Annotated in this window: 22 protein-coding genes and 1 pseudogene; 9 read left to right on the forward strand and 14 right to left on the reverse strand. The window is 59.9% G+C overall.

The features are described from left to right. The first annotated feature begins 241 nt into the window (after positions 1-241). The 3 genes from HXX25_RS05650 to HXX25_RS05660 are packed head-to-tail and all read left to right on the forward strand — an operon-like array spanning position 242 to position 3,395. A complete protein-coding gene (locus HXX25_RS05650; RefSeq protein WP_187167522.1) occupies positions 242-1,699 on the forward strand; it encodes an oligosaccharide flippase family protein in 1,458 nt (485 codons plus the stop codon). After that, positions 1,696-2,625, forward strand: coding sequence for a glycosyltransferase family 2 protein (locus HXX25_RS05655; protein WP_187167523.1), 930 nt, complete (start codon positions 1,696-1,698; stop codon positions 2,623-2,625). The genes HXX25_RS05650 and HXX25_RS05655 overlap by 4 nt, the downstream gene beginning before the upstream one ends. Then, positions 2,625-3,395, forward strand: a complete 771-nt coding sequence (locus HXX25_RS05660) for a polysaccharide deacetylase family protein (protein ID WP_187167524.1) — start codon at positions 2,625-2,627, stop codon at positions 3,393-3,395. The genes HXX25_RS05655 and HXX25_RS05660 overlap by 1 nt, the downstream gene beginning before the upstream one ends. Here HXX25_RS05660 and HXX25_RS05665 read toward each other — a convergent pair. Genes HXX25_RS05665 through HXX25_RS05675 form a run of 3 tightly spaced genes read right to left on the reverse strand, consistent with a single transcriptional unit; the run spans position 3,371 to position 6,845 of the window. Then, a complete protein-coding gene (locus HXX25_RS05665) occupies positions 3,371-4,639 on the reverse strand; it encodes an O-antigen ligase (protein ID WP_187167525.1) in 1,269 nt (422 codons plus the stop codon). The genes HXX25_RS05660 and HXX25_RS05665 overlap by 25 nt on opposite strands. Then, the gene (locus HXX25_RS05670; RefSeq protein ID WP_187167526.1) at positions 4,636-5,271 is read right to left on the reverse strand and encodes a hypothetical protein; all 636 of its coding nucleotides are present in this window, start codon (positions 5,269-5,271) and stop codon (positions 4,636-4,638) included. The genes HXX25_RS05665 and HXX25_RS05670 overlap by 4 nt, the downstream gene beginning before the upstream one ends. Positions 5,272-5,318: 47 nt before the next feature. Next, on the reverse strand, positions 5,319-6,845 hold the full coding sequence (locus HXX25_RS05675; RefSeq protein ID WP_187167527.1) for a Wzz/FepE/Etk N-terminal domain-containing protein: 1,527 nt from the start codon (positions 6,843-6,845) through the stop codon (positions 5,319-5,321). 95 nt (positions 6,846-6,940) lie between these two features. Between HXX25_RS05675 and HXX25_RS05680 the strand changes: the two genes are divergently transcribed. Next, a complete protein-coding gene (locus HXX25_RS05680) occupies positions 6,941-7,732 on the forward strand; it encodes a polysaccharide biosynthesis/export family protein (RefSeq protein ID WP_187167528.1) in 792 nt (263 codons plus the stop codon). Positions 7,733-7,742: 10 nt separating this feature from the next. Here the strand turns inward: HXX25_RS05680 and HXX25_RS05685 are convergent, their stop codons facing one another. Then, entirely contained in the window at positions 7,743-8,015 is a 273-nt protein-coding gene (locus HXX25_RS05685; protein WP_187167529.1) for an SEL1-like repeat protein, read from the reverse strand. Between the two features lie 382 nt (positions 8,016-8,397). Here HXX25_RS05685 and HXX25_RS05690 point away from each other — a divergent pair, with 382 nt between their 5' ends. Continuing rightward, the gene (locus tag HXX25_RS05690; RefSeq protein ID WP_187167530.1) at positions 8,398-9,342 is read left to right on the forward strand and encodes an isopenicillin N synthase family oxygenase; all 945 of its coding nucleotides are present in this window, start codon (positions 8,398-8,400) and stop codon (positions 9,340-9,342) included. Between the two features lie 239 nt (positions 9,343-9,581). On the opposite strand, the gene HXX25_RS05695 is transcribed toward HXX25_RS05690, so the two are convergent. The 9 genes and pseudogenes from HXX25_RS05695 to gatC form a co-directional block, all read right to left on the reverse strand. Further along, positions 9,582-9,719 carry a hypothetical protein gene (locus HXX25_RS05695; RefSeq protein ID WP_187167531.1) on the reverse strand — a complete coding sequence of 46 codons (138 nt, stop codon included), beginning with the start codon at positions 9,717-9,719 and terminating at the stop codon, positions 9,582-9,584. A gap of 106 nt (positions 9,720-9,825) precedes the next feature. Then, complete coding sequence (locus HXX25_RS05700) at positions 9,826-9,966, reverse strand: hypothetical protein (RefSeq protein WP_187167532.1); 141 nt, start codon at positions 9,964-9,966, stop codon at positions 9,826-9,828. A gap of 113 nt (positions 9,967-10,079) precedes the next feature. Further along, complete coding sequence (locus tag HXX25_RS05705; RefSeq protein ID WP_187167533.1) at positions 10,080-10,613, reverse strand: DUF4199 domain-containing protein; 534 nt, start codon at positions 10,611-10,613, stop codon at positions 10,080-10,082. A 109-nt stretch (positions 10,614-10,722) separates the two neighbouring features. Then, positions 10,723-11,136 (reverse strand): LuxR C-terminal-related transcriptional regulator, encoded by a 414-nt coding sequence (locus tag HXX25_RS05710; protein WP_187167534.1) that lies wholly within the window; start codon positions 11,134-11,136, stop codon positions 10,723-10,725. A 42-nt stretch (positions 11,137-11,178) separates the two neighbouring features. Next, positions 11,179-12,669: pseudogene (gene gatB / locus HXX25_RS14255) on the reverse strand (Asp-tRNA(Asn)/Glu-tRNA(Gln) amidotransferase subunit GatB). Continuing rightward, positions 12,666-12,911, reverse strand: coding sequence for a hypothetical protein (locus tag HXX25_RS05720; protein ID WP_187167535.1), 246 nt, complete (start codon positions 12,909-12,911; stop codon positions 12,666-12,668). Before HXX25_RS05720 ends, gatB begins: the two are co-directional and overlap by 4 nt. Next, positions 12,908-14,383 carry an Asp-tRNA(Asn)/Glu-tRNA(Gln) amidotransferase subunit GatA gene (gene gatA / locus HXX25_RS05725; RefSeq protein WP_187167536.1) on the reverse strand — a complete coding sequence of 492 codons (1,476 nt, stop codon included), beginning with the start codon at positions 14,381-14,383 and terminating at the stop codon, positions 12,908-12,910. The genes HXX25_RS05720 and gatA overlap by 4 nt, the downstream gene beginning before the upstream one ends. Next, positions 14,380-14,862, reverse strand: a complete 483-nt coding sequence (locus HXX25_RS05730; RefSeq protein WP_187167537.1) for a GNAT family N-acetyltransferase — start codon at positions 14,860-14,862, stop codon at positions 14,380-14,382. Before HXX25_RS05730 ends, gatA begins: the two co-directional genes overlap by 4 nt. Continuing rightward, positions 14,862-15,149: an Asp-tRNA(Asn)/Glu-tRNA(Gln) amidotransferase subunit GatC gene (gene gatC, locus HXX25_RS05735; RefSeq protein ID WP_187167538.1), complete on the reverse strand. Its 288-nt coding sequence runs from the start codon at positions 15,147-15,149 to the stop codon at positions 14,862-14,864. Before gatC ends, HXX25_RS05730 begins: the two co-directional genes overlap by 1 nt. A 111-nt stretch (positions 15,150-15,260) precedes the next feature. Here gatC and ruvX point away from each other — a divergent pair, with 111 nt between their 5' ends. After that, a complete protein-coding gene (gene ruvX, locus HXX25_RS05740; RefSeq protein WP_187167539.1) occupies positions 15,261-15,704 on the forward strand; it encodes a Holliday junction resolvase RuvX in 444 nt (147 codons plus the stop codon). Next, positions 15,701-16,627 carry an AEC family transporter gene (locus tag HXX25_RS05745; protein ID WP_187167540.1) on the forward strand — a complete coding sequence of 309 codons (927 nt, stop codon included), beginning with the start codon at positions 15,701-15,703 and terminating at the stop codon, positions 16,625-16,627. Before ruvX ends, HXX25_RS05745 begins: the two co-directional genes overlap by 4 nt. Positions 16,628-16,730: 103 nt before the next feature. On the opposite strand, the gene HXX25_RS05750 is transcribed toward HXX25_RS05745, so the two are convergent. Next, a complete protein-coding gene (locus tag HXX25_RS05750; RefSeq protein ID WP_233346914.1) occupies positions 16,731-17,639 on the reverse strand; it encodes an MBL fold metallo-hydrolase in 909 nt (302 codons plus the stop codon). 125 nt (positions 17,640-17,764) lie between these two features. On the opposite strand from HXX25_RS05750, the gene HXX25_RS05755 reads away from it, so the two are divergent. Together HXX25_RS05755 and HXX25_RS05760 are read left to right on the forward strand one after the other, a co-directional pair. After that, the gene (locus HXX25_RS05755; RefSeq protein ID WP_187167541.1) at positions 17,765-18,733 is read left to right on the forward strand and encodes an aspartate carbamoyltransferase catalytic subunit; all 969 of its coding nucleotides are present in this window, start codon (positions 17,765-17,767) and stop codon (positions 18,731-18,733) included. Continuing rightward, positions 18,730-20,007, forward strand: coding sequence for a dihydroorotase family protein (locus HXX25_RS05760; protein ID WP_187167542.1), 1,278 nt, complete (start codon positions 18,730-18,732; stop codon positions 20,005-20,007). The genes HXX25_RS05755 and HXX25_RS05760 overlap by 4 nt, the downstream gene beginning before the upstream one ends. Positions 20,008-20,011 lie beyond the last annotated feature (4 nt).

A 20,011-nucleotide genomic window follows, 5' to 3' on the forward strand; every position in this document is an offset into this window, starting at 1 on the left:
CCCCGGTTTCTGATGCGACATTAGCGAAACAGGGTTTCGTTTTGGTTTCCGGAAATGATGAACGTTGGGCGCCTTCCGCTTTCGCAATAAATCCGGAGCCTCATACCGCATCGAAAAAGGGTCGAAGTCATAACCTCATCCTAAGGTGAATGGCTTCGACCCTTTTTATGTCCGGATGTTCACGCGATTTTAGGTGCTTGTGTGCAGACTGCACCGCTCGATTAGGGAGCTGCGCGCAAGAATGCTCGGCAAGCACATTCTCGGATACCTGCCCGTGCAGATTGCGCGCGCCGTCGTCGGCTTCGGTGGCGTCGCCATTTTGACGCGCCTGATGCCCGCCGAAATGTATGGCCAGTATGCCCTTGCCCTGGCGGCCATGCACATAACGGCGATGGCCTTTCATACCTGGCTAGATGCAGCCGTCGCGCGTTTTCACGCCCGGGCGGACGAACGCGGTCAACTCGCCTCCCATCTAGCGACCATCTATGCCAGTTTTGCGCTCGTCGGCGCCGGCGTTCTGATCATCGGTGGAATGGCGCTCTGGCTCGCCCCGTTCAGCGTTGCCCTCAAATCAGCCCTTGGATTTGGCCTCGCGGCCCTCACGCTTCGCTCGCTGCTGGCAATCGGCATTGAATCGCGTCGCGCGGCCGGCGAGATCGCCTCCTATTCAATCTTTGAAACCGCCAACATTCTGGGCGGATTCGCGCTCGGCATTGCCATTCTGATGGCGACGCCTTTGGGCGCAGCCGGTCCGATTGCCGGCCTGGCACTGGCCAGTCTGATCACATTATTCTTCGAATTTCCGACCCAGGCGCGCAAATCCACAAGCGGCAAGCTGCGCAAACGCCGGGCGATGGTCTATTTCGCCTATGGCCTGCCGGTGTCGATTTCGCTGGTCTTCGAGCATCTCCTCTCCGCAGGCGATCGCTTCCTGATCGCCGGATTGATGAATGAGGCCGCGGTCGGCATTTATTCGGCCGGCTATGGCCTCGCGGATAGAACCATCGACATCCTCTTTATCTGGCTGGGCACAGCCGCAACCCCGCTCATGATCCGGGCGCTTGAAAAGGATGGGCCTGAAGCCGCTCGTAAAGTCGCCGGGCAGTCCGCCCGCGTCATGGGCTTGATCGGTTTTCCCGCAGCGGCCGGACTGGCGCTGGTGGCCGCCCCGCTCTCAACGGTCATGGTTGGCGAGGAATATCGCGCCGGGGCCACGCTGATCCTGCCGTGGATCGCGCTGGCTGGCCTGATGAAAGGGCTGATGACCTATTATTTCCACGAAAGCTTCATACTGAAGCGCAAGACACGCTGGATGGCGGCCATCATGGGCGTCGCCGCTGTAGCCAATATCGGGCTCAATCTCGCCTTGATACCGGTCTTCGGCATTGCCGGTGCGGCGGCGGCGACGCTGATATCCTATGCCTTGAGCCTTGTTGCCTGTGCTGCGCTCGGACGGTCGCTCTTCCCGCTGCCCCTACCCTGGCTGGACTGGGGGCGCGCCGCTTGTGCGACCGCCATCATGGCTGGCGTTGTCTACTGGCTACCCGTCTCGGGGCCGGCGCTCCTTGTTCTGCTGGCAAAGGGCGTCTGTGGCGGCGGCGTATACATCGCCGCGGCACTGGCACTGAACATTGCCGATTGTCGCAGCTGGCTGGGAATTGCCCAGGGCTGGCTGCGCCCTGTGGAGGCATCATCATGAGTGAATATGCGGACTATTCCAATCGTGCCGCGACAATGGCTTCCGGCATTCAAATGTCGGTCCTGATACCGTTTTACCGCGACGACCCCACACCTCTGGTGAGTGCGCTTGCTGCCGAAATATCCGCGCATGAGTTGCCGATCGAAATCGTCCTGTTCGACGATGGTGAGCCGGACCCGGACCTAAATACGCGCATTGCCCGGGCGGTCGACGCGCTGCCCGCCCCTGCCCGCTTGCTCACCGCCCGCCGGAATGTCGGACGCGCGGCAGGGCGCAACCGGCTGGCCTCCGCCGCCATCGGCGAGTGGGAACTTTTCCTTGATGCCGACATGACGGTCGCTGAACACTTTTTGCGGACATGGCTTGAGCAAATAGAAACTGACGGGTTTGACGCCGCATTTGGCGGATACACTGCCGATCCGGTTCAGGACAAGTCGCATCAACTGCATGCCGCACTCGCCCGAAGCAGCGATGAAAACTCTGCGCAATGCCGGAATGAAATCGGCGCAACGGCGTTTTGCACGAGCAATCTTCTCGCGCGCGCAGACCTGATGCGAAAAGTCGGATTTGATGAGCACTTCACCGGCTGGGGCTGGGAAGATGTCGATTGGGCCGTACGCGCTGATCAGATCGGTAAACTGATGCATATCGATAATCCGGCAGGCCATGCCGGTTGGCAATCACCCGACATTCTGCTTGGCAAATTCCGTGATGCCGCGCGCAATTATGCAAGGCTTCTGGAAAAGCACCCGGAACTCGCGGCCCTTCCGGGGGCGAGAGCCGCGCGCATCCTGAAAGCCATTCCTGGCCAGGCCCTGTTGCGCGGCGTCTGGGCCCTGATGGCGCAATCACCCATCGCGCCGATGAAGGCGCGGACAACCGCCCTCAAACTCTGGCGTGCCAGCTGGGCCGCGGACGCGATCTGATGATGACAGAAAACGCTTATATCCCTTCGTCTGGCCTGTCCGGAAAACTCAAGCGTTTTCGGGCCCGCCTGTTTGAGCGGGATCCGATCCACATCGCGCCTGATCGGCTCGTTGTGTCGATAACGTTCGATGATTTTCCGAAATCCGCCGTCGAATGCGGCGCTGCGGAGCTGGAAAAACGCGGTTGGCGCGGCACCTGGTACGCTGCGGCCGGTTTTGCCGGAACCGACACGCATCATGGACCCATGTTTGACGGCAGCGATATCCGGCGGCTCGCAGATAGCGGGCATGAAATTGCCTGCCATACGCTCAATCATATTGACCTCGGGCAAACCTCGGCCAGCGAAACATTGGCGGACGTCAAAGCCAATCGCGATGCGCTGACTGCGCTCGGATATCATTCCGGGCTTCCGGCCTTCGCCTATCCATTTGGCGAAGCTTCCCCGGCCAGCAAGCGCGTGCTCGCCCGGAACTTCGAGACCCTTCGCGGTGTGCGCCCCGGCATCAACCGGGCGGGCGATGACCGAAATCTCCTGAAAGCGGTCGGCATTGATGGCGGCGAAAGCGGACTTGCCACGGCAAAAGCCTATGTCGATGAAGGTGCATCCCGGCCCGGCTGGCTGATTTTCTATGCCCACGATATTCAGGAAAACCCGACCGAATGGGGTTGCACTGCGGATCAGTTCCGGGATCTGCTCGATCATGTTTCGAAAAGCGGTGCGAACGTCCTGCCAGTGACCGAGGCCTATCGGACACTGACATCGTCATAGCGCCGCGGCAGGGCGAGACGCGCAGCGGTTGCCACGAACAACACCCAGGTAATCGCATTTCGCTGCAACAGATTACTCTCTGAAATACTGATCAGCGCGACCAGAATCAGAAAAATCAGCGCCCAGAACACCTCCGGCCCGCGAAACAGCCGCCCGGCGGCCCGGACGATGGAAATCAGGAGCGACATCGCCATCAGGATGATGCCCGGAAGCCCAATGCCGAGAGCAATCTCCAGCCAGCCATTATGCGCAGTCGGTACGGGCCATTGCGTGCGCTGACGAACCCAGTAGGCCGGCCCATAAACCCCGTCCCAGAAGGCACCATAGCCATATCCCGTCCAGGGACGCGCCTGGATCTGGTCCGCCAGAACCAGCCAGATATCTGTTCGGCCCGTCAGCGTGGCGTCGCGGCCAAGCGCCTCCAGAATGGCGACGGGCGCGATCGAAAACATCAGAACGACGATAAAGACGACAAGCCCGCCGCCTATGAGAATGAGCGAGGAAAAGCCAAATCCCCGGCGGATCAGATGAATGGCCGCAATGCCCGCCAGGGCCAGCATCAGCGCCAGCAAAGCCGTCTTGGATGTCGACATCAGGACCAGCCCCGCCTGAAACGCCGCAAGTCCCCACCAGATCATCTTGTGCCGCGGCTGGCAGACAGATGCCGCCAGCGCCGCCGTCGTACCGAACGCCATCATGGCGCCGAGCGTGTTCTTCTCCCACCAGATACCCTTCCACGCGCCGACGTGAATGTCGTGGTGAACGGCAATGCCGGGAAAAGCGAGCGACATGACGGCGCTCATCACGCCAAGCACCACGAAAACGACCGCAAAAAGCGTGATCAATTCCCGCCAGTTAAAGCGCGACGCCAGAAGCAGGCCGAACAGCGTTGTCATGACCAGCGCAAAGCCCCGGCGCTGCGTTAGACCCGCATCCACCGACCACATGAAGGACACAAAACAGAGTATGGAGAGTGTGAGGATCAGCGGCGTCCGCCACAGCACTTCCAGAGTGCGTGCAGGCGTAATAACCATCCAGCCGATCGTCAGGGCGTAAACAGGCAACCACATCACGCGAAGAATGTCCGCCCCTTCCGGATCGGGGGTATCCGCCAGTAATGGGCCCAGCAAGCCCTGCGACACCAGAAACAGGATCAGACCGGCTAGAAAGAATTCCAGCGGGCGAAGTACATTCATCCGCGGCGCGGATCGCAAATTCCGGATATGGATGCTGACGTCGGTCAAGCGACGCGTCGCGACATATCCCGCGACCGGTTGCAGACAATTCCGGCCACGACACCGCCCCGCCTTTCAATGGCATCCCGGCGCGCCGCGATGGATCGCTCATTCCAGCTACCTTCGTCCGCCACCAAAATCACACCGTCCGCATCGGCAGCGACAGGCAGTGTTGCCCGGCTGGCGGCAGGGGCATCGATCACAGCAAGATCAATACTGCCGCGCACCGCATTCCAGTATTCCCGGGCAGTACCGAATTCGAGCCGCTCGACGCCTGAGCGGGCGCGCTGGAATTCCGTGACATAGAGATGATCGGCACAGGCTTTGGCGACAAGACGCGCCTGGGCGCCGTGAGGTTCGGCGCGCCAGAAGGCATTGCGGCCGAAAGAGGCATCGAAGACTTGCGCTTCGGGCCCCGCCAGGGCGCGGGCATGCGAATTGCGGGCGAAATCCAAGTCGAACAGCCACACACCGCGTCGAGAACGCTCGGCGGCGGCGCGGGCAAATTCCCGCGCAATTGTCGACGTTCCGGCGTGCTTGCTCGCGCCCAGGAACATGAGCACACGGCCTTTCCCGCCCGGGCGCGCAATCGGCTCCAGCTGGTCGACCAGCGCCTGCATTTCAAATGAAAGATCAACCATCGAATCGCCGCGAATCATTTCCAGATACACAGCATTGATTGCATCGGTTAACGCCGACCCAACGCACTGCCTCTATCCGGCATTCGCGCCAGCACCGGAACCCCCGCCACGCGGGACGGCATCGGGCCGAAGCCCTCTGTGGTGTCAGCCGTCCTGACCGGGCGAGCAACACGCTGCCGCTGACTTGTCGGCCCCACATGCTGGGTCCAGTAGCCCCGGATCAATCCGATGAGAACCGCTGTACCGGCCGCAAAAATGAAGGCCGCCGCCACGCCCAGCTTCTTCAGTGAGGTTCCTTCCGGCGCGGCAAAAGCACGCTCGACAATTCGGACCGCATCCGCACTGCCCGGCGACAGGGATTGACGCGCCTCGGCTTCCGCCTGTTGCGTCGCGAGCACGGTCGCAGCCGCCGCCGTGGCTTCGACATTCTGGGCAAGACGCCGGTATTCCGGCTCCACACCGCGCAATCGTGAAATTTCATTCTGGACGGTCTGGAGTTGCCCCGAAATTGTGCGGGCCCGCGTCGCCTCTGCCGCCGCCACGGATTCAAGCCGCAATTGCTCCTGTACAAGACCCTGACGGACTTCGTTCACCCCGGTTCGGGTCTGGCCGAGACCTGCCACACCGCCGCCCTCGAGAAACTCCTCCAGCTCTGCGATTTCGCGATCAATGGCCACGACGGGCGGCGCGGTTTCCAGATATCGTGCAAGCAGGCTTTCGCGTTCGAGACGCTTCTCGATCAACAAATTCTCTGCGCTGCTCTCGACATAGAGTTCGATATTCACTGGCATGTCTGCAACCCGCGCCGCTATAGCAGCCGCCGCAGCAGAAGAAGCCTGACGTTCGGACTGGGCGGTCGCCAGCGTGGTCTGAAGCGCCGCATTCTGGGTACGCAGCGCCGCAACATCAGAATCGTAGTCGGTAATATTGTTCGCGGTCAGAAACGCGTCCAGTTCATCCAGTGCCGCCGAATAGGCGGCATTGGCCTGCAGGCGGCGGTCAGCCACCCCCGTGGCACCATCTCCCGTCAGGACAACCTGGCGATATTCCAGATAGGCATCGACGATCGCATTCAGGATGGTTTCAGCCCGTTCGGGGCTATCGCTTTCGATCACCGGGATCAAAACCGAGGCACTCGGTGCCCTCACCACGGAAAAACTCTGCCGCATGGCCCGCAGGGCCAACTCCTCCGAACCGCCTTCTGCAAGAACAGCAGCCGGGCCGATATTTTCCAGAGCGATGCGGCGTACGGTTTCCGAATTCATGATCTCGGATTCCGACTGCATGACCTGCTCGATGATGAATCCGTCACCCGATCCGGCCGCACCGGGAGTCAGATCTTCATCGTCCAGGAGCACGAGCAGGCGAGCGCGGGCCTCATATGTTTTGTTCAACAACAAATAGGCAGCAGCACCGCCTGCTATGAACAATACAAGGAAAACAGCAATAATGACGGCACGCTGCGACCAGACCATTTCGATCAGGTCATAAAGGTCCAGCTCCCGCCTTTCGTCCTCGGGACGAGCGGGCTCATGCGGCGGCCTGGAACCGGTTCCGGATTGCATACGACTCATGGAGACGAGAAAAACGCTGCCCGGTTTAATTTTTCATTATCCGAACCGCGAAAGGTTGTTGTTCAGGTAAGAATTCTTCAAGCGAGACTCCGCCCATGCGCACTTCCGTTCTGATACTGGCCTTTTGTCTGGCAGGGTGTGGCACCGCCCGAACGGTCACAAATGCTGTCACATCGCCCTTTGGCGGCGATCGCGAGCCGGACTACTGGAGCTATTCAGGCGCGCGGCCGGAAGGTTCCGTCGCACCGACAAGCTGGAGCAGTCTTGAATTCGTCGAGTGGCGGTCGGCGGACCCGGCATTCCGCCTCTATCCGGGCGATGCGATCGATGTCACGGTCCATACGGCGAGCGAATTGAACCGGACCGTCACCGTCGGGCCGGATGGCCGGGTCAATCTGCCGCTCGCGGGTCGTGTGATGGTGGCCGGCAGAACGGATTCCGAGGCGGCAAGCTCGATTGCCGACGCCTATACGTCCATGCTGCGCAATCCGATTGTAGAAGTCACTGCCACCAGCTTCGCACCGCAAAACATTATTGTCGGGGGCCAGGTCGCGACGCCGGGCATGTTTGAAATGCCGTCGCGTATCGGAGCGCTCGAAGCCATTATGCTGGCAGGCGGCTTTCGCGACTCGGCAGCGCGTGGCGATGTCGTCATACTCAGACGCGCGCCCGGCGGCGACGGGCTGATGATGCGCACCGTGAATTTGCACCGGGCCCTTCGCGGCGACGGACAGGCCGACCCCTTCCCGCTGCAACGATATGACATTGTCTTCGTGCCGCGCTCGACCGTCGCCGAAGTCACATTGTTCGTCGAACAATATGTCTACGGTATCCTGCCGCTCGATCAGGCGTTTTCATTCGCCATTGCGGATGCGATCAACAATTAGAGAAATCAGCCTAGTGGCGAGTGGCCAACCAGTTGCGAGCCGCACGCTGAGCAGCCGAGATCTGCATCGTGTCCATCTGGTCAGAGATTTCCTGACGATAGTATTTTGCAGCATCACAGCCCATCAGGGTCGCGAGATTGAACCATTTGTGGGCTTCGACATAATCCACCGTGCCGCCCTGGCCGGTTGAATAGAGAAGTCCGAGCTTGCAGAGATCTTCGCCCGTCGGATCCGTGTTGACCACGTCGTGCGCTTGCGCCGTTTCCACATCAGTGAAAGCCATTTTGGCCCCCGTTATCTGGCCCTCATGCCCGGCTTGATGCCGGATTAGCTATGAGAGCGTTCCACCCAATGCCCTGAGCCTTCTGGCCTCGGACAATCAGGAGAATCACCTCAGGGGTTTGCTATAAGGTTAAGAAAAATCAGGGTTAATCGATTTATTTGGTTTATTTCCGTTAGGGATTCTTGATATCGGTTAAGGGGTCTGAATCCGGTCTGAATCACCCATCGGACTCCTTACCAGACCGCCCGCTTTCGTTAGGAGAGATCGCCAAAACCTTTCGATCCGCGAATTTTGCCGGATGCGGCAATCCGTTCCATCGTCAGCCGGGTCTTGCGTTGCTTTGTTCACAGGGTATGACAACGCAAACGATTTCAGGTGCCGCATGACCGACCAGATAATTCCCCCGGTATCGCTCACACTGGACGATACGAACCCGGATGTTTTTGCCGCCGAACTGGGCGAGGAATTCCGGCGTTTCGGATTTGCCGTCATTTCCGACCACGGTCTGGATCAGTCCCTCATCGATCAGGCGCTGAACAAGGCCAAGGCCTTCTTCGCCCTGCCAACCGAGATCAAGAACAAGTATTATAAAGACGGCGGCGGCGGTCAGCGCGGCTATACGCCTTTTGGACGCGAAGCAGCCAAAGGCGTGGCACAGATCGATCTGAAGGAATTCTGGCATGTCGGCCGCGACCTTCCGGTCGGACATCCGTTCCGGAAAATCATGCCCGACAACATCACACCGGCCGAAGTGGACGGCTGGCACGCCGTGACGCGGCTGTTTGACGCGCTGGACCAGCTGGGCAATCGCCTCTTGCGCGCTGTCGCCCGCGATCTCGGCCTGCAAGAGACCTTTTTCGACGGCACCGTCGAGGACGGAAACTCCATCCTGAGACTATTGCACTATCCGGCGCAGGAAAGTGCACTGCCCGAAGGATCCATTCGGGCAGCCGCTCATGAGGATATCAACGTCATCACGCTCTTGCTCGGCGCTGAAGAAGCCGGGCTCCAGGTCATTGACCGGCGCAGCGGCGACTGGATCGACGTCAACCCCCCCGCCGGCTGCCTCGTGATCAATGTCGGCGATATGCTGCAGCGGCTGACCAATAATGTGTTGCCGTCGACAACGCACAGGGTTGTGAATCCGGCGCCGGAACGCCAGAGATTCGCACGCTATTCCCTGCCCTTCTTCCTGCACTTCCGGCCGGACTATGAAATCCGCTCACTAAAAAATTGCGTCAGCGCCGAAAACCCGGACCGCTATCCTCAGCCGATCACAGCTCAGGACTATCTTCTGGAGCGCCTCAAGGAAATTCGCCTGATTTGAACATCCCCCCGACCGGTGACGAACAAAATCTAGCAGCGATCAACAGCCCGTCCATGACGCGATACTCGAAAGCGTCAGAACATGGCTTCAGCAGCGATCATCGCGATCAGCTGGTCGCCAAATCAATGGCGGAAAAATCGGTCGCTATCAAAAAATGACATGGAGCGGGCAATTCGCCTTGCAGATCGCAACATGCTTCTGTCCGGGACACTGGAAGAACCGCTCGAGCAAAAAAAAAGCTAGAGCGTCGTCGACCAGATCAGCAGACCAAGGCTCAAGGAGGAACCAGCACCGACCAGCGTCAGGGCCAGTCCGTTGTCTTTCCAGCTTTGTCCCTTGCGGAGGCGGCGCGCGGACTCTTTGGTTTTCTTGATCATGGGGAGGCTCCTTTTTGGATTTTATTACGGGGAAATGGTGTTTTCCTCATCCCGTTCAAGGAGCGAAATCAAGTTAATGAACCCCATTTTTCAAAGGGTTATTCCGTCAGCTAATGGCCGCAAAAACCAGATATCCGGCACCGAGAATAACCACGGCAGCAAGGAGTGATATCACCAGCGTATGCTCCTGCCAGCGCTTCCGCTCGCCCTGCCGGGCTTCGGTTTTTTCGATTTTCTGTTCCATCATCAAAACTCCTTTCACGCTTTGACGTGGCGCTATCGACGCAGACTTCAACCCCCTGAAGCCGGAAAACCGACTCCAGGATCCATAAAAATATTCGTATATATAATGCGTTAGGCTTAAACTGCGCGCTTTGGCAAGACTTTCGGATTGCGCAGAATGGCCGCGGAAATCAGCGACACCAGCAGCCCGACCGGCAGAATTTCGGTGAAAGTAAGCGGGATCCGGAACCACCAGTTGGAATATAGCGCGGCCATGGCCTGACTTTCCTCGACGAAAGCCGCCAGCTCCGCCTCGCTGGCACCGTTGGCCTCGCGCAAGGCAATCTGCGCCTCCAGGTAATCGCTCATCCAGGCATCGCCATTGGAGGCGAAGAAAACCTCCCACGCCGCGACATAGATGGCGCCGGCCACGATCGAGACCTGCACACCCAGCCAGAAGGCCGGCAGGAATTTGATGACCCCGCCCTTTTCTTGATCGCGGTAGCGCTTGATCGCCACAAAGACCATCGACAGCCCGACCAGCATGGTCAGATAGCCGACCATTTGCGATCCGGCGCTGCCCTGTTGCGCCAGAAGCGTGAAGCCAACGAGCATGGCCCCGCCAATGAACACACCGCCGATGGCGCCGAAAATCAATCCATATCTCAACATGTCTCATCCCCTTCCGGATCGTTTCAGATATCCGGTATCAGCCACGAATTCACGCCGTGCGCATCACCCGAACGGGTGGAATCGACATCATCAAACGTTTTTCCAGTCATTACGGCACGAGCGAGAGAAAACGCGCTTTCTCGATCGCTGACACGCGGCCGGAGACCTCGAGTTTCGAAAACAGGCTGGCGATGTGGCTTTTCACCGTATTGGGAGACAGGCCCAGTTTTTGCGCAATGTCCTTGTTCGAACCGCCACTACAGAGCGCCTGCAAGACTTCCAGCTCCCGCCGCGTAATGCCCAGAGATGTCTGGGCCGCGACATTGACCTCGAAGCCTTTGACGGGCTTCCGGCATGAGAGGATAATCCCGACCCATGCGCCCAGCGCAGCAAAGGCGACGGCAATGATCATGAACATGATTTCCAGCCCGAACCGGCGGGCGAGAAACTGGTACTGCACCCATTCCAGCGCAAAGACGCTAACGGCCAGCAGGCCCGCATAGATCAATATGGTTCGCCCCATGGCGCCATATTGGCGGTCAGGCAAGCAGAAGGGAAGAGGTGATCAGAGCCCCAGCTTCGCCTTCAAAATCTCGTTCACCGCCTTGGGATTGGCTTTGCCCTGCATGGCTTTCATGACCTGTCCGACAAACCAGCCCAGCGCACGCGGATTTTTCTCTATCGAGGCCACCTGATCGGGATTGTCGGCAATCAGCTGATCGACCACCGCTTCAATCGCGCCGGTATCGGTGACCTGTTTCAGCCCGCGTTTCTCGACGATTTCGGCCGGATATCCGCCCTCATCCCACAGGATTTCGAACACGTCCTTGCCGATCTTGCCGGAGATAACGTCGGTCGAGATCAACTCCACGAGCTGGCCCAGTTGCTCCGCCGAAACCGGGCTGTCTGTAATGCCCATGCCTTCGCGGTTGAGACGGCCGAACAATTCATTATTCACCCAGTTGGCAGCAATCTTCGCGTCCCGGCCATCGGCGACGGCCTCGAAATAATCGGCGCGGTCCTTGTCGGCGGCCAGAACCGATGCGTCATACTCCGACAGCCCCATCTCGCTGACAAAGCGCTTGCGCTTGTCAGCCGGTAATTCGGGCAATTCGGCCTTGATCTCGTCGATCCGGGCTTGCGGGATTTCCAGTGGCAACAGGTCGGGCCACGGGAAGTAGCGGTAATCGTGCGCTTCTTCCTTGGACCGCATCGACCGCGTCACGCCCTTATTGGCATCGAACAGCCGGGTCTGTTGCTGCACTGTGCCACCCTCTTCCACCAAATCGATCTGGCGGCGCGCTCGTAATCAATCGCCATCTGGATGAAACGCATGGAGTTCATGTTCTTGATCTCGCAGCGGGTGCCGAGATGTTTGAAATCCTGCGTTTCCATGTATTTCTCATACTGTCCCGGACGGCAGACCGAGACGTTGACGTCGGCGCGCAGGTTGCCGTTCTGCATGTTGCCGTCGCAGGTGCCCGGTAGCGCAGGATCTGGCGCAGCTTCTTCACGCAGGCCGCGGCCTCCTCGGGGCCACGAATGTCGGGGCGACTGACGATCTCCATCAGGCAGACGCCGGTGCGGTTCAGGTCCACGAAAGACATGTTCGGGTCCATGTCGTGGATGGATTTACCGGCGTCCTGTTCCATGTGGATACGCTCGATCCGGACCTTGCGGGCGATGCCCGGCTCCATATCCACAAGGATTTCACCCTCACCCACCAGCGGATGATAAAGCTGGCTGATCTGGTAGCCCTGCGGCAGGTCGGGATAGAAATAGTTCTTGCGGTCGAAGGCCGACCAGAGGTTGATCTGGGCCTTGAGGCCAAGCCCGGTGCGCACCGCTTGTTCAACACAGAATTGGTTGATCACCGGCAGCATGCCGGGCATGGCGGCATCGACAAAGGCGACGTTGGAATTGGGCTCGGCACCAAATCGGGTGGACGCCCGGAGAAGAGCTTGGCGTTGGAGGCCACCTGCGCGTGCACCTCCATCCCGATGACAAGTTCCCAATCGCCCGTGGCACCTTGCAATACATAACTATGGTCGCTCATTCCTGTTCCTCAGTTTGAGCCGGAGGTGTATCCGTGTTCGCAGCCACAACAATGCGCCAGGCTGCGCGTGTCATTATTCCGAAAATCACCAGTCCAATGCCGAGGCAGAGGCTGATAATCCCGATCAGCAGGCCATTCGGCAATGTCACGGCATCCGTGATCAAAAGCGCGCCAAACAGCGTTGCCGCGGCACCGATCAGCAAGGCCGGGCCGGTAAAACGAAGGACGGGGTGTGGGCTCACCACCACTTCCCCGGCTTGTGGCTGAAGGCGGCCGCATCTTCCAGAGCAGCGCCGACCGAGAACAGGGTCTCTTCATCCAGCGCCGGCGTGATCACTTGCAGTCCCAGCGGCAGGCCGGACGCGTCCAGCCCGGCCGGAACCGACATGGCCGGCACCCCGGCGATATTGGCCGTCACCGTGAAAATGTCATTGAGATACATGGAAATCGGATCGCCCGACTTTGATCCCAGTTCGAAGGCCCCGGACGGTGTGGATGGCGTCAGCAGCGCATCGCAGGTCTCGAACACCTTGTCGAAGTCTTCCAGAATACGACGGCGGACTTTCAGGGCCTTGAGATAATAGGCGTCATAATAGCCGGCTGACAGCACATAGGTGCCCATCAGGATCCGGCGCTGGACTTCATGGCCAAAGCCTTCAGCGCGTGATTTTTCGTACGTCTCGGTCAGGTCCTGCCCTTCCACCCGCAGGCCATAGCGCATGCCGTCATAGCGCGCGAGGTTGGACGAGGCTTCGGCCGGATTGATGATGTAATAGGTCGGCAGCGCATATTTCGTATGCGGCAGGGAGACATCGACAATTTCGCAACCGGCGGCCTTCAGCCAGTCCACGCCCTGTTGCCACAGCGTCTCGATCTCCGCTGGCATACCGTCCATGCGGTATTCCTTCGGCACACCAATGCGCTTGCCTTTCACCGACGCGGCCGCAGCGGCCACGAAATCCGGCACGTCCAGCGGCAGTGAGGTCGATTCTTTCGGATCATGGCCGGACATGGCCTGCATCAGGATGGCCGCATCCTTGACCGTCTTGGCAAACGGGCCCGGATGATCCAGCGAAGAGGCAAACGCCACAGCGCCCCAGCGGGAGGCCCGACCGTAGGTCGCTTTTACGCCGACCGTACCGGTAAACGCCGCCGGCTGACGGATAGAGCCACCCGTATCGGTGCCGGTTGCACCAAAGCAGAGATCGGCCGCGACCGCTGTCGCGGAGCCCCCGGACGAACCGCCAGGTGTCAGTTTGGCCTCGGACCCCTTGGCCCGCCATGGATTGATGACATTGCCATAATAGGACGTCTCGTTTGACGACCCCATGGCGAACTCGTCCATATTGGTCTTACCGAGGAAGACGCCGCCTTCCGCCCACAGCTTCGACGTAACGGTCGATTCATAGGGCGGCTTGAAGCCATCGAGTATGTGCGAACAGGCCGTCGTCGAGACGCCTTCAACCGCGAACAAGTCTTTTACCGCGATGGGGGCGCCTTCGATCAGACCGCCTTCGCCCTTTGCCAGGCGCTCATCGGACGCCTTGGCCATGGCCAGCGTCTTGTCGCGGTCAAACACCGTGAAGGCATTCAACGCGCCCTGCGAGGCTTCAGCCGCATCCAGCGCCGCTGTCGCAACGTCCGTCGCGGACAGTTCGCGGGCTTTCAGTTTTGCGGTGATATCCGCAAGCGAAAGGGAAAGAAAATCAGTCATGACCCGACGGCCTCTTTAACGGGGATAGCAAGTTCGAAATAGATATTCTGGTCGCTCTCCGGCGGATAATCGCCAAAGGCGGGGCGGCGCACATATCCGGCGGATTCATACAGCGCTATGGCGGCATGCTGCAGCGATCCGGTCTCAAGCCGCACACGGTCATACCCCTTTGCGCGGGCGCACTCGTGCGCGGTCTCCAGCAATTGCCGGGCAATGCCCTGGCCACGTGCTGACGGCGTCACGAACATGCGCTTGATCTCGGCATAATCCGGATAGCGGCGCAGCGCGATCGTGCCGACCTTTTTCCCGGAACCGGTTTCGGCCATGAAGAAATCAATGTCATCACTGAGAAGTTCTTCGGGCAGGAGCGGAAAATTATTCTCCGCATCATAATGGCCCGACAAGCCGGCATCGAGCGCTGCGATAAGCTCGCGCGCTTCGGTGCTGAGCGGATCAGCCGGCTTGACGGTTATCGCCACTATTCCACGCTCTTGGGCACGACGAAGAAGCCCTCTTCAGAGCTTGGCGCATTCGCCAGCACCTTGTCGCGGATGCCACCGTCAGAGACGACATCCTCGCGCTGTGGCAGCGGAAATTTCACCGGCGTGGTCATCGGTTCAACGCCGTCGACATCGACCTCGTTGAGTTGCTCGATCCAGTCGAGAATGCCGTTCAACTCGCCGGTCAGGGTCGCCAGGCGGTCGCTGGGTTCGGCAATGCGGGCCAGCCGCGCAATGCGGCGGACATCGTCTTCTGTGACGGACATGAAAATCGCCCTCTTTCGTGGAGTTCATCCAGATCGGCTTCTGACTAGCAACGCCTATGCTGCAGCGCAAGAAAGCTTGACTGAAAACCGCCACAAGCGCACCCAAGAAAAATGAATGATACGCCCGATCTGCCGCCAACCGGCCCCCTCCTCGCCCTTGATCCGGGCGAAAAGACCATCGGCGTGGCGGTCTGCAACGGCGACCGCACGGTGATCACACCGGTCGAAACCATTCGCCGAACAAAATTTACCGCCGATGCCATGCGTGTCTTCGAGCTGTTTGACGAGTTTTCCTGTGTCGGTCTGGTCATCGGCCTGCCCATCAATATGGATGGCTCCATCGGCCCGAGGGCCCAGTCTGCGCGCGCGCTCGGCAATAATCTGAAACGCCTTCGTGATTTGCCGATCCGCTTTCAGGATGAACGATTATCCTCCGACAAGGCCGAAGACCGCTTGCGGGCGGCCGGCAAACGCCGCGAGGAGATTGAAAGAGTGATCGACGCCCACGCTGCCGCCGTGATTCTTGAAGACGCCATCGGAGCTCTGACAGCATGACGGTCATTCTGGGCGCCCTTTTGCCGATTTTCGCAGTGATCGGCGTAGGCTGGGGTCTGCGCCGGTCCAATCTGATGCCCTCGGAAATGTGGCCGGCGGTTTCACGCCTCGCCTATGTCGGTCTCTCACCGGCACTGCTTTTCTCGGTCATTTCCCGCGCCGACTTCCAGAATATCACCGTTGCACCCGCCATTCTGGCCGCCGTGCTCGGTTTCCTATCCATGGGCGGGCTCGTGATCGCGCTGAAGCCGCTGATCAAGACCGATGGCCCCGCCTTTACCAGTGTCTTCCAGGGATCTGTGCGCTGGAACGGCCTCGTGATTCTGGCCCTCGCTACCTTGTCTTACGGACTGGATGGCGAAGTGCTCGTCTCGCTCATCATGGTGGCCACCATTCCTGTCGTGAACGTCATGGCCGTGACCGTGCTGACGGTCTGGGGCGCACACGAGAAAACGCCGGACATCAAGGCTGTTCTCTGGCGGATCATCTCCAACCCGCTTATCCTCGGGTGCATCGCCGGCGCGATCGCCAATCTACTGAACCTGTTTCAGACCGGACCGATCGCGGATGTGCTCGCTCTCATGGGACGCGCAGCGCTGCCGCTCATTCTCCTGGCCGTCGGCGCGGGACTGGATTTTACCGCGCTCAATGCCCGGCGGGGCCTCCTCGCCCTGACCGCCTTCAACAAGCTGATCATTGCCCCGCTGGTTTTCGGCGGGATCGCCTGGGCTCTGGGTGTCCGCGGCGAAGCGCTGGCCATCGTTGTCCTCGTCGGCGCCTCGCCGGGCGCCGCGTCGGCCTATGTGCTGGCGCAGCAGCTTGGCGGCGATCGCCGCCTTTCCGCCGGAGATGTGACCGCGACAACGCTCTTGTCCTTCGTGACGCTGCCGGTTGCCGTCTGGATTGCCACGCAGATCGGTTGACAAAAATGCGTCTTCCTCCGGCTTGCCTGCCCTCGCGAAAGCGGGGGACCGGAGGACCTCTGAGATCCTCCGATTAAATCGGAGGATGACGGAATTACGGAACTTATAAGCAAAGCCGCTCGCCCTCGCGGGCGATGCGATATCCACGATCCAGCACTTCCTGCGTTTCCGCACTGTCCTCATACCGGATCGGATTGGTGTGATTGTAGTGGATGAAGCGGATACGCTGGCGGATATCGTCGGGATAATCCTGGAACAGATCCATGGTTTCGGTAACGCGCGGATGCGGAATCGCGCTCATATCCCGGCCGGGCAGCTCATTGTTGTCGAAAAAAGTCGCATCAATATAGATGAGGTCGTCTTCCATAACGACGTCCTCGATGCGAATTCCCTGATCCGCCCATTCCTCCCAGCTATCGATATCCGGAATGAAGACCACGGAGAGTTCGGGCCCCTGAATTCGAAACCCGGCGGTCTCGGCATACTCGCGGCGGTGCGGCACATCCCAGGCCGATACCGCGAGGCGCGGCGTCAACTCCACCGGCTGCCCCGCCGTCATGACCTGCAAATCGATATTCCCGTATCCGGCCAGCTGGTCCCACGGACCATTGGTCGACAGAAATTCCGCCATGATTGGCAGGGTATGAACCGGCACGTCAGATGCGCTCATCGATTCAAAGCCGAGGAACATCAGGCCCGTATAATGGCCGATATGCGCATGGGTCAGAAAGACACCGTCAGGCGCGCCCTCTGTGCCCGCAAGCGCGTTCAAATCGTGCATCTGCTCACGAAAATCCGGCGTCGCTTCAAAAATGAAACGTTCGCCCGCTTCATGATCCACGATGCCCAGCGAGACCACCCGCCGCCGCAGACTTTCATCTTCCCAGGCAGGGTCGGCCTGAACATTGACCTGTGGAACGCCGCCGTCTTGCGACACGCCCAGGACAACCAGCTCAACGGTGCACCGGGCAGGTGAAGCCGCCTGAAGCGCTGCAGCCAGTATTGTGAGCATAATCTCTCTCCCGAAATCTGCCAAAGGCGCGGATTCCAAACCCTTGATTTTCATGGCAGTCAGGTCAATGACTTGCCGTTGATCGAGTCTCACCCTATACCGCCCGAAATCAGCTGGGAATTCACATGGGTCGCGCTGACTTCAGTTATGACTTTCCTCATGACCGTCTGATCACGGTCGATGACCTCAATCCTCTGGATATCCAGATTCTGTTTGAACGCGCGGAGCACTGGCTCGCCATCAATCAGTCCCCCGACAAAAAGCACGATGCGCTCAAGGGCCTGACCCAGATCAATCTGTTTTTCGAGCCGTCGACGCGCACGCTGGCCTCCTTCGAACTCGCCGGCAAACGGCTGGGCGCGGACGTCGTCAATTTCTCCGCTGCCAATTCTTCCACCAAGAAAGGCGAGACTCTCGCCGATACAGCCCGCACACTGGCGGCCATGCACCCGGATCTGATCGTCGTGCGCCATAACACGTCCGGCGCAGCCGACTTCATCCACCGCGAAACCGGCATCGCCACGATCAATGCCGGTGACGGCATGCATTCGCACCCGACACAGGGCCTGCTGGACCTCTTTGCTCTGTCCCGGCGGATTGGCGATGTTGGCGGCAAGCGGGTGTTGATTGTCGGCGACATTCTGCACAGCCGCGTCGCCCGGTCAGATGTCGGCATGCTCAATCTGCTCGGCGCGGAAATTCGCCTCTGCGCCCCGCCAACCCTGCTGCCGACAGATGTCGACCGTTGGGGTGCCGAAATTTTCCATGATCTGGATGATGCGCTCGATGGCTGCGATGCGGTCATCACGCTGCGCCTGCAAAAGGAACGGATGTCAGGCGCCCTGATCCCGTCGTCTCGCGAATATTACCATTTCTGGGGCGTCACTGCCCGGCGGCTCGAGTTTGCCAACCCCGACTGTGTTGTCATGCATCCCGGCCCCATGAACCGCAATGTCGAGATAGAGAGCACGCTGGCCGATGATGACGAGCGCAGCCTGATCCTCGATCAGGTCGAGGCCGGTGTCGCCATTCGCATGGCCGTACTCGAACAACTGGGACAGCGCGCCCGCAAGAATGCGAGGCCCGGACAATGACGGCGATCACCATCCGCAATGCCCGTATCGTCGACCCCGCAACCGGCCGTGACGAGTTGGCCAGCCTGCGCGTTGAAAACGGCCTGATTGCCGATATCGGTGACGGCATCGCACAGGACGATGATAACATCATTGATGCCAACGGCGCTATTCTCGCCCCGGCGCTGATTGATCTGCGGGCCGCCATCGAACCGGCTTTCACGCCCGGCGGCGAAACGCTCGACAGCCTCGCGCGCGCTGCGGTTGCAAGCGGGGTCGGAACCATTGTGATTTCGCCAACACGGCAAATGCCCATCGATCATCCTGAAACCGTCATGGGGCTTCGATCTGCGACCCTTCCCCTGCCGGTTCGAACGCTGATTTGCGCCGGTGCCACGCTTGGTCTGCGCGGCGACGCCTTGTCCGAACTCGGCCTCATGGCGACGAGCGGCGCCGCCATGGTGTCTCAGGGCGACGATCCCGTTGCCGACACGGCCACGCTTCGGAATGTTCTCAGCTACGCTTCCGGATTCGAGCTCTGGGTGGCGAGCCCGCCGCGTGACGCGGGTCTGTCCCGGCAGACGGTCGCGACGGAAAGCGAAGCCGCAGCCCGCTTTGGTCTGAACGTCGAGCCCACCGTTTCCGAACGCATGGCGATTGATCGCGACGCTTCACTTGCAGAGCTGACCGGTGCGCGTTTGATGATTGACCGTGTCTCCACCCGCGATGGCGTCGAAGCCATCTCCCGCGCCCGAAAGCGCGGTATTGAAATCTCCGCGACGGTGGCCATTGCCAATCTCACACTCAACGCTGTGGATGCCGACGGGCTCGATCCGGCTTACCGCCTGACACCACCGCTTCGCAGCGAAGACGACCGCCGGGCACTGGTCGCGGCGATTGAAGCTGGTCTCATCGACGCGGTGGTGTCCGATCACCGCCCAATGGATCTGGATCAGAAGGCCCAGCCTTTCGCAGACGCAGCCACCGGCTCCATCTCCATCGAAACCCTGCTCGCGGCCATGCTCGGACTGGTTCACGAGGAAGAGCTGGATCTGGTCTCCGCCTTGCGTCCCCTGACCAGCGGTCCGGCGGAATTGCTGGGCCTGCCCCAGGGCCGCCTCGAAGCAGGCGCGCCGGCCGATCTGGTCTTGATTGATGGTGACGCGCCCTGGGTCTTCGACACAAGAAACAGTGCGTCCGCGCGGCGAAATTCAGCCTGGCAAAACAGGCGCTTTCAGGGCCGGGTCTTGATGACCATGGTCGATGGGGGCATTGTATACAACCTGAAGGGGTGACGCG

The organism is Hyphobacterium sp. CCMP332 (assembly GCF_014323565.1).
Lineage (GTDB): Bacteria > Pseudomonadota > Alphaproteobacteria > Caulobacterales > Maricaulaceae > Hyphobacterium.

What these genes read in the sequence shown, in the direction of transcription:
- HXX25_RS05650 (WP_187167522.1), top strand. Translation starts at nt 242, where the DNA reads ATGCTCGGCAAGCACATTCTCGGATACCTGCCCGTGCAGATTGCGCGC.
- HXX25_RS05655 (WP_187167523.1), top strand. Translation starts at nt 1,696, where the DNA reads ATGAGTGAATATGCGGACTATTCCAATCGTGCCGCGACAATGGCTTCC.
- HXX25_RS05660 (WP_187167524.1), top strand. Translation starts at nt 2,625, where the DNA reads ATGATGACAGAAAACGCTTATATCCCTTCGTCTGGCCTGTCCGGAAAA.
- HXX25_RS05670 (WP_187167526.1), bottom strand. Translation starts at nt 5,271, where the DNA reads ATGGTTGATCTTTCATTTGAAATGCAGGCGCTGGTCGACCAGCTGGAG.
- HXX25_RS05675 (WP_187167527.1), bottom strand. Translation starts at nt 6,845, where the DNA reads ATGAGTCGTATGCAATCCGGAACCGGTTCCAGGCCGCCGCATGAGCCC.
- HXX25_RS05680 (WP_187167528.1), top strand. Translation starts at nt 6,941, where the DNA reads ATGCGCACTTCCGTTCTGATACTGGCCTTTTGTCTGGCAGGGTGTGGC.
- HXX25_RS05685 (WP_187167529.1), bottom strand. Translation starts at nt 8,015, where the DNA reads ATGGCTTTCACTGATGTGGAAACGGCGCAAGCGCACGACGTGGTCAAC.
- HXX25_RS05690 (WP_187167530.1), top strand. Translation starts at nt 8,398, where the DNA reads ATGACCGACCAGATAATTCCCCCGGTATCGCTCACACTGGACGATACG.
- HXX25_RS05695 (WP_187167531.1), bottom strand. Translation starts at nt 9,719, where the DNA reads ATGATCAAGAAAACCAAAGAGTCCGCGCGCCGCCTCCGCAAGGGACAA.
- HXX25_RS05700 (WP_187167532.1), bottom strand. Translation starts at nt 9,966, where the DNA reads ATGATGGAACAGAAAATCGAAAAAACCGAAGCCCGGCAGGGCGAGCGG.
- HXX25_RS05705 (WP_187167533.1), bottom strand. Translation starts at nt 10,613, where the DNA reads ATGTTGAGATATGGATTGATTTTCGGCGCCATCGGCGGTGTGTTCATT.
- HXX25_RS05710 (WP_187167534.1), bottom strand. Translation starts at nt 11,136, where the DNA reads ATGGGGCGAACCATATTGATCTATGCGGGCCTGCTGGCCGTTAGCGTC.
- gatA (WP_187167536.1), bottom strand. Translation starts at nt 14,383, where the DNA reads ATGACTGATTTTCTTTCCCTTTCGCTTGCGGATATCACCGCAAAACTG.
- gatC (WP_187167538.1), bottom strand. Translation starts at nt 15,149, where the DNA reads ATGTCCGTCACAGAAGACGATGTCCGCCGCATTGCGCGGCTGGCCCGC.
- ruvX (WP_187167539.1), top strand. Translation starts at nt 15,261, where the DNA reads ATGAATGATACGCCCGATCTGCCGCCAACCGGCCCCCTCCTCGCCCTT.
- HXX25_RS05745 (WP_187167540.1), top strand. Translation starts at nt 15,701, where the DNA reads ATGACGGTCATTCTGGGCGCCCTTTTGCCGATTTTCGCAGTGATCGGC.
- HXX25_RS05750 (WP_233346914.1), bottom strand. Translation starts at nt 17,639, where the DNA reads ATGCTCACAATACTGGCTGCAGCGCTTCAGGCGGCTTCACCTGCCCGG.
- HXX25_RS05755 (WP_187167541.1), top strand. Translation starts at nt 17,765, where the DNA reads ATGGGTCGCGCTGACTTCAGTTATGACTTTCCTCATGACCGTCTGATC.
- HXX25_RS05760 (WP_187167542.1), top strand. Translation starts at nt 18,730, where the DNA reads ATGACGGCGATCACCATCCGCAATGCCCGTATCGTCGACCCCGCAACC.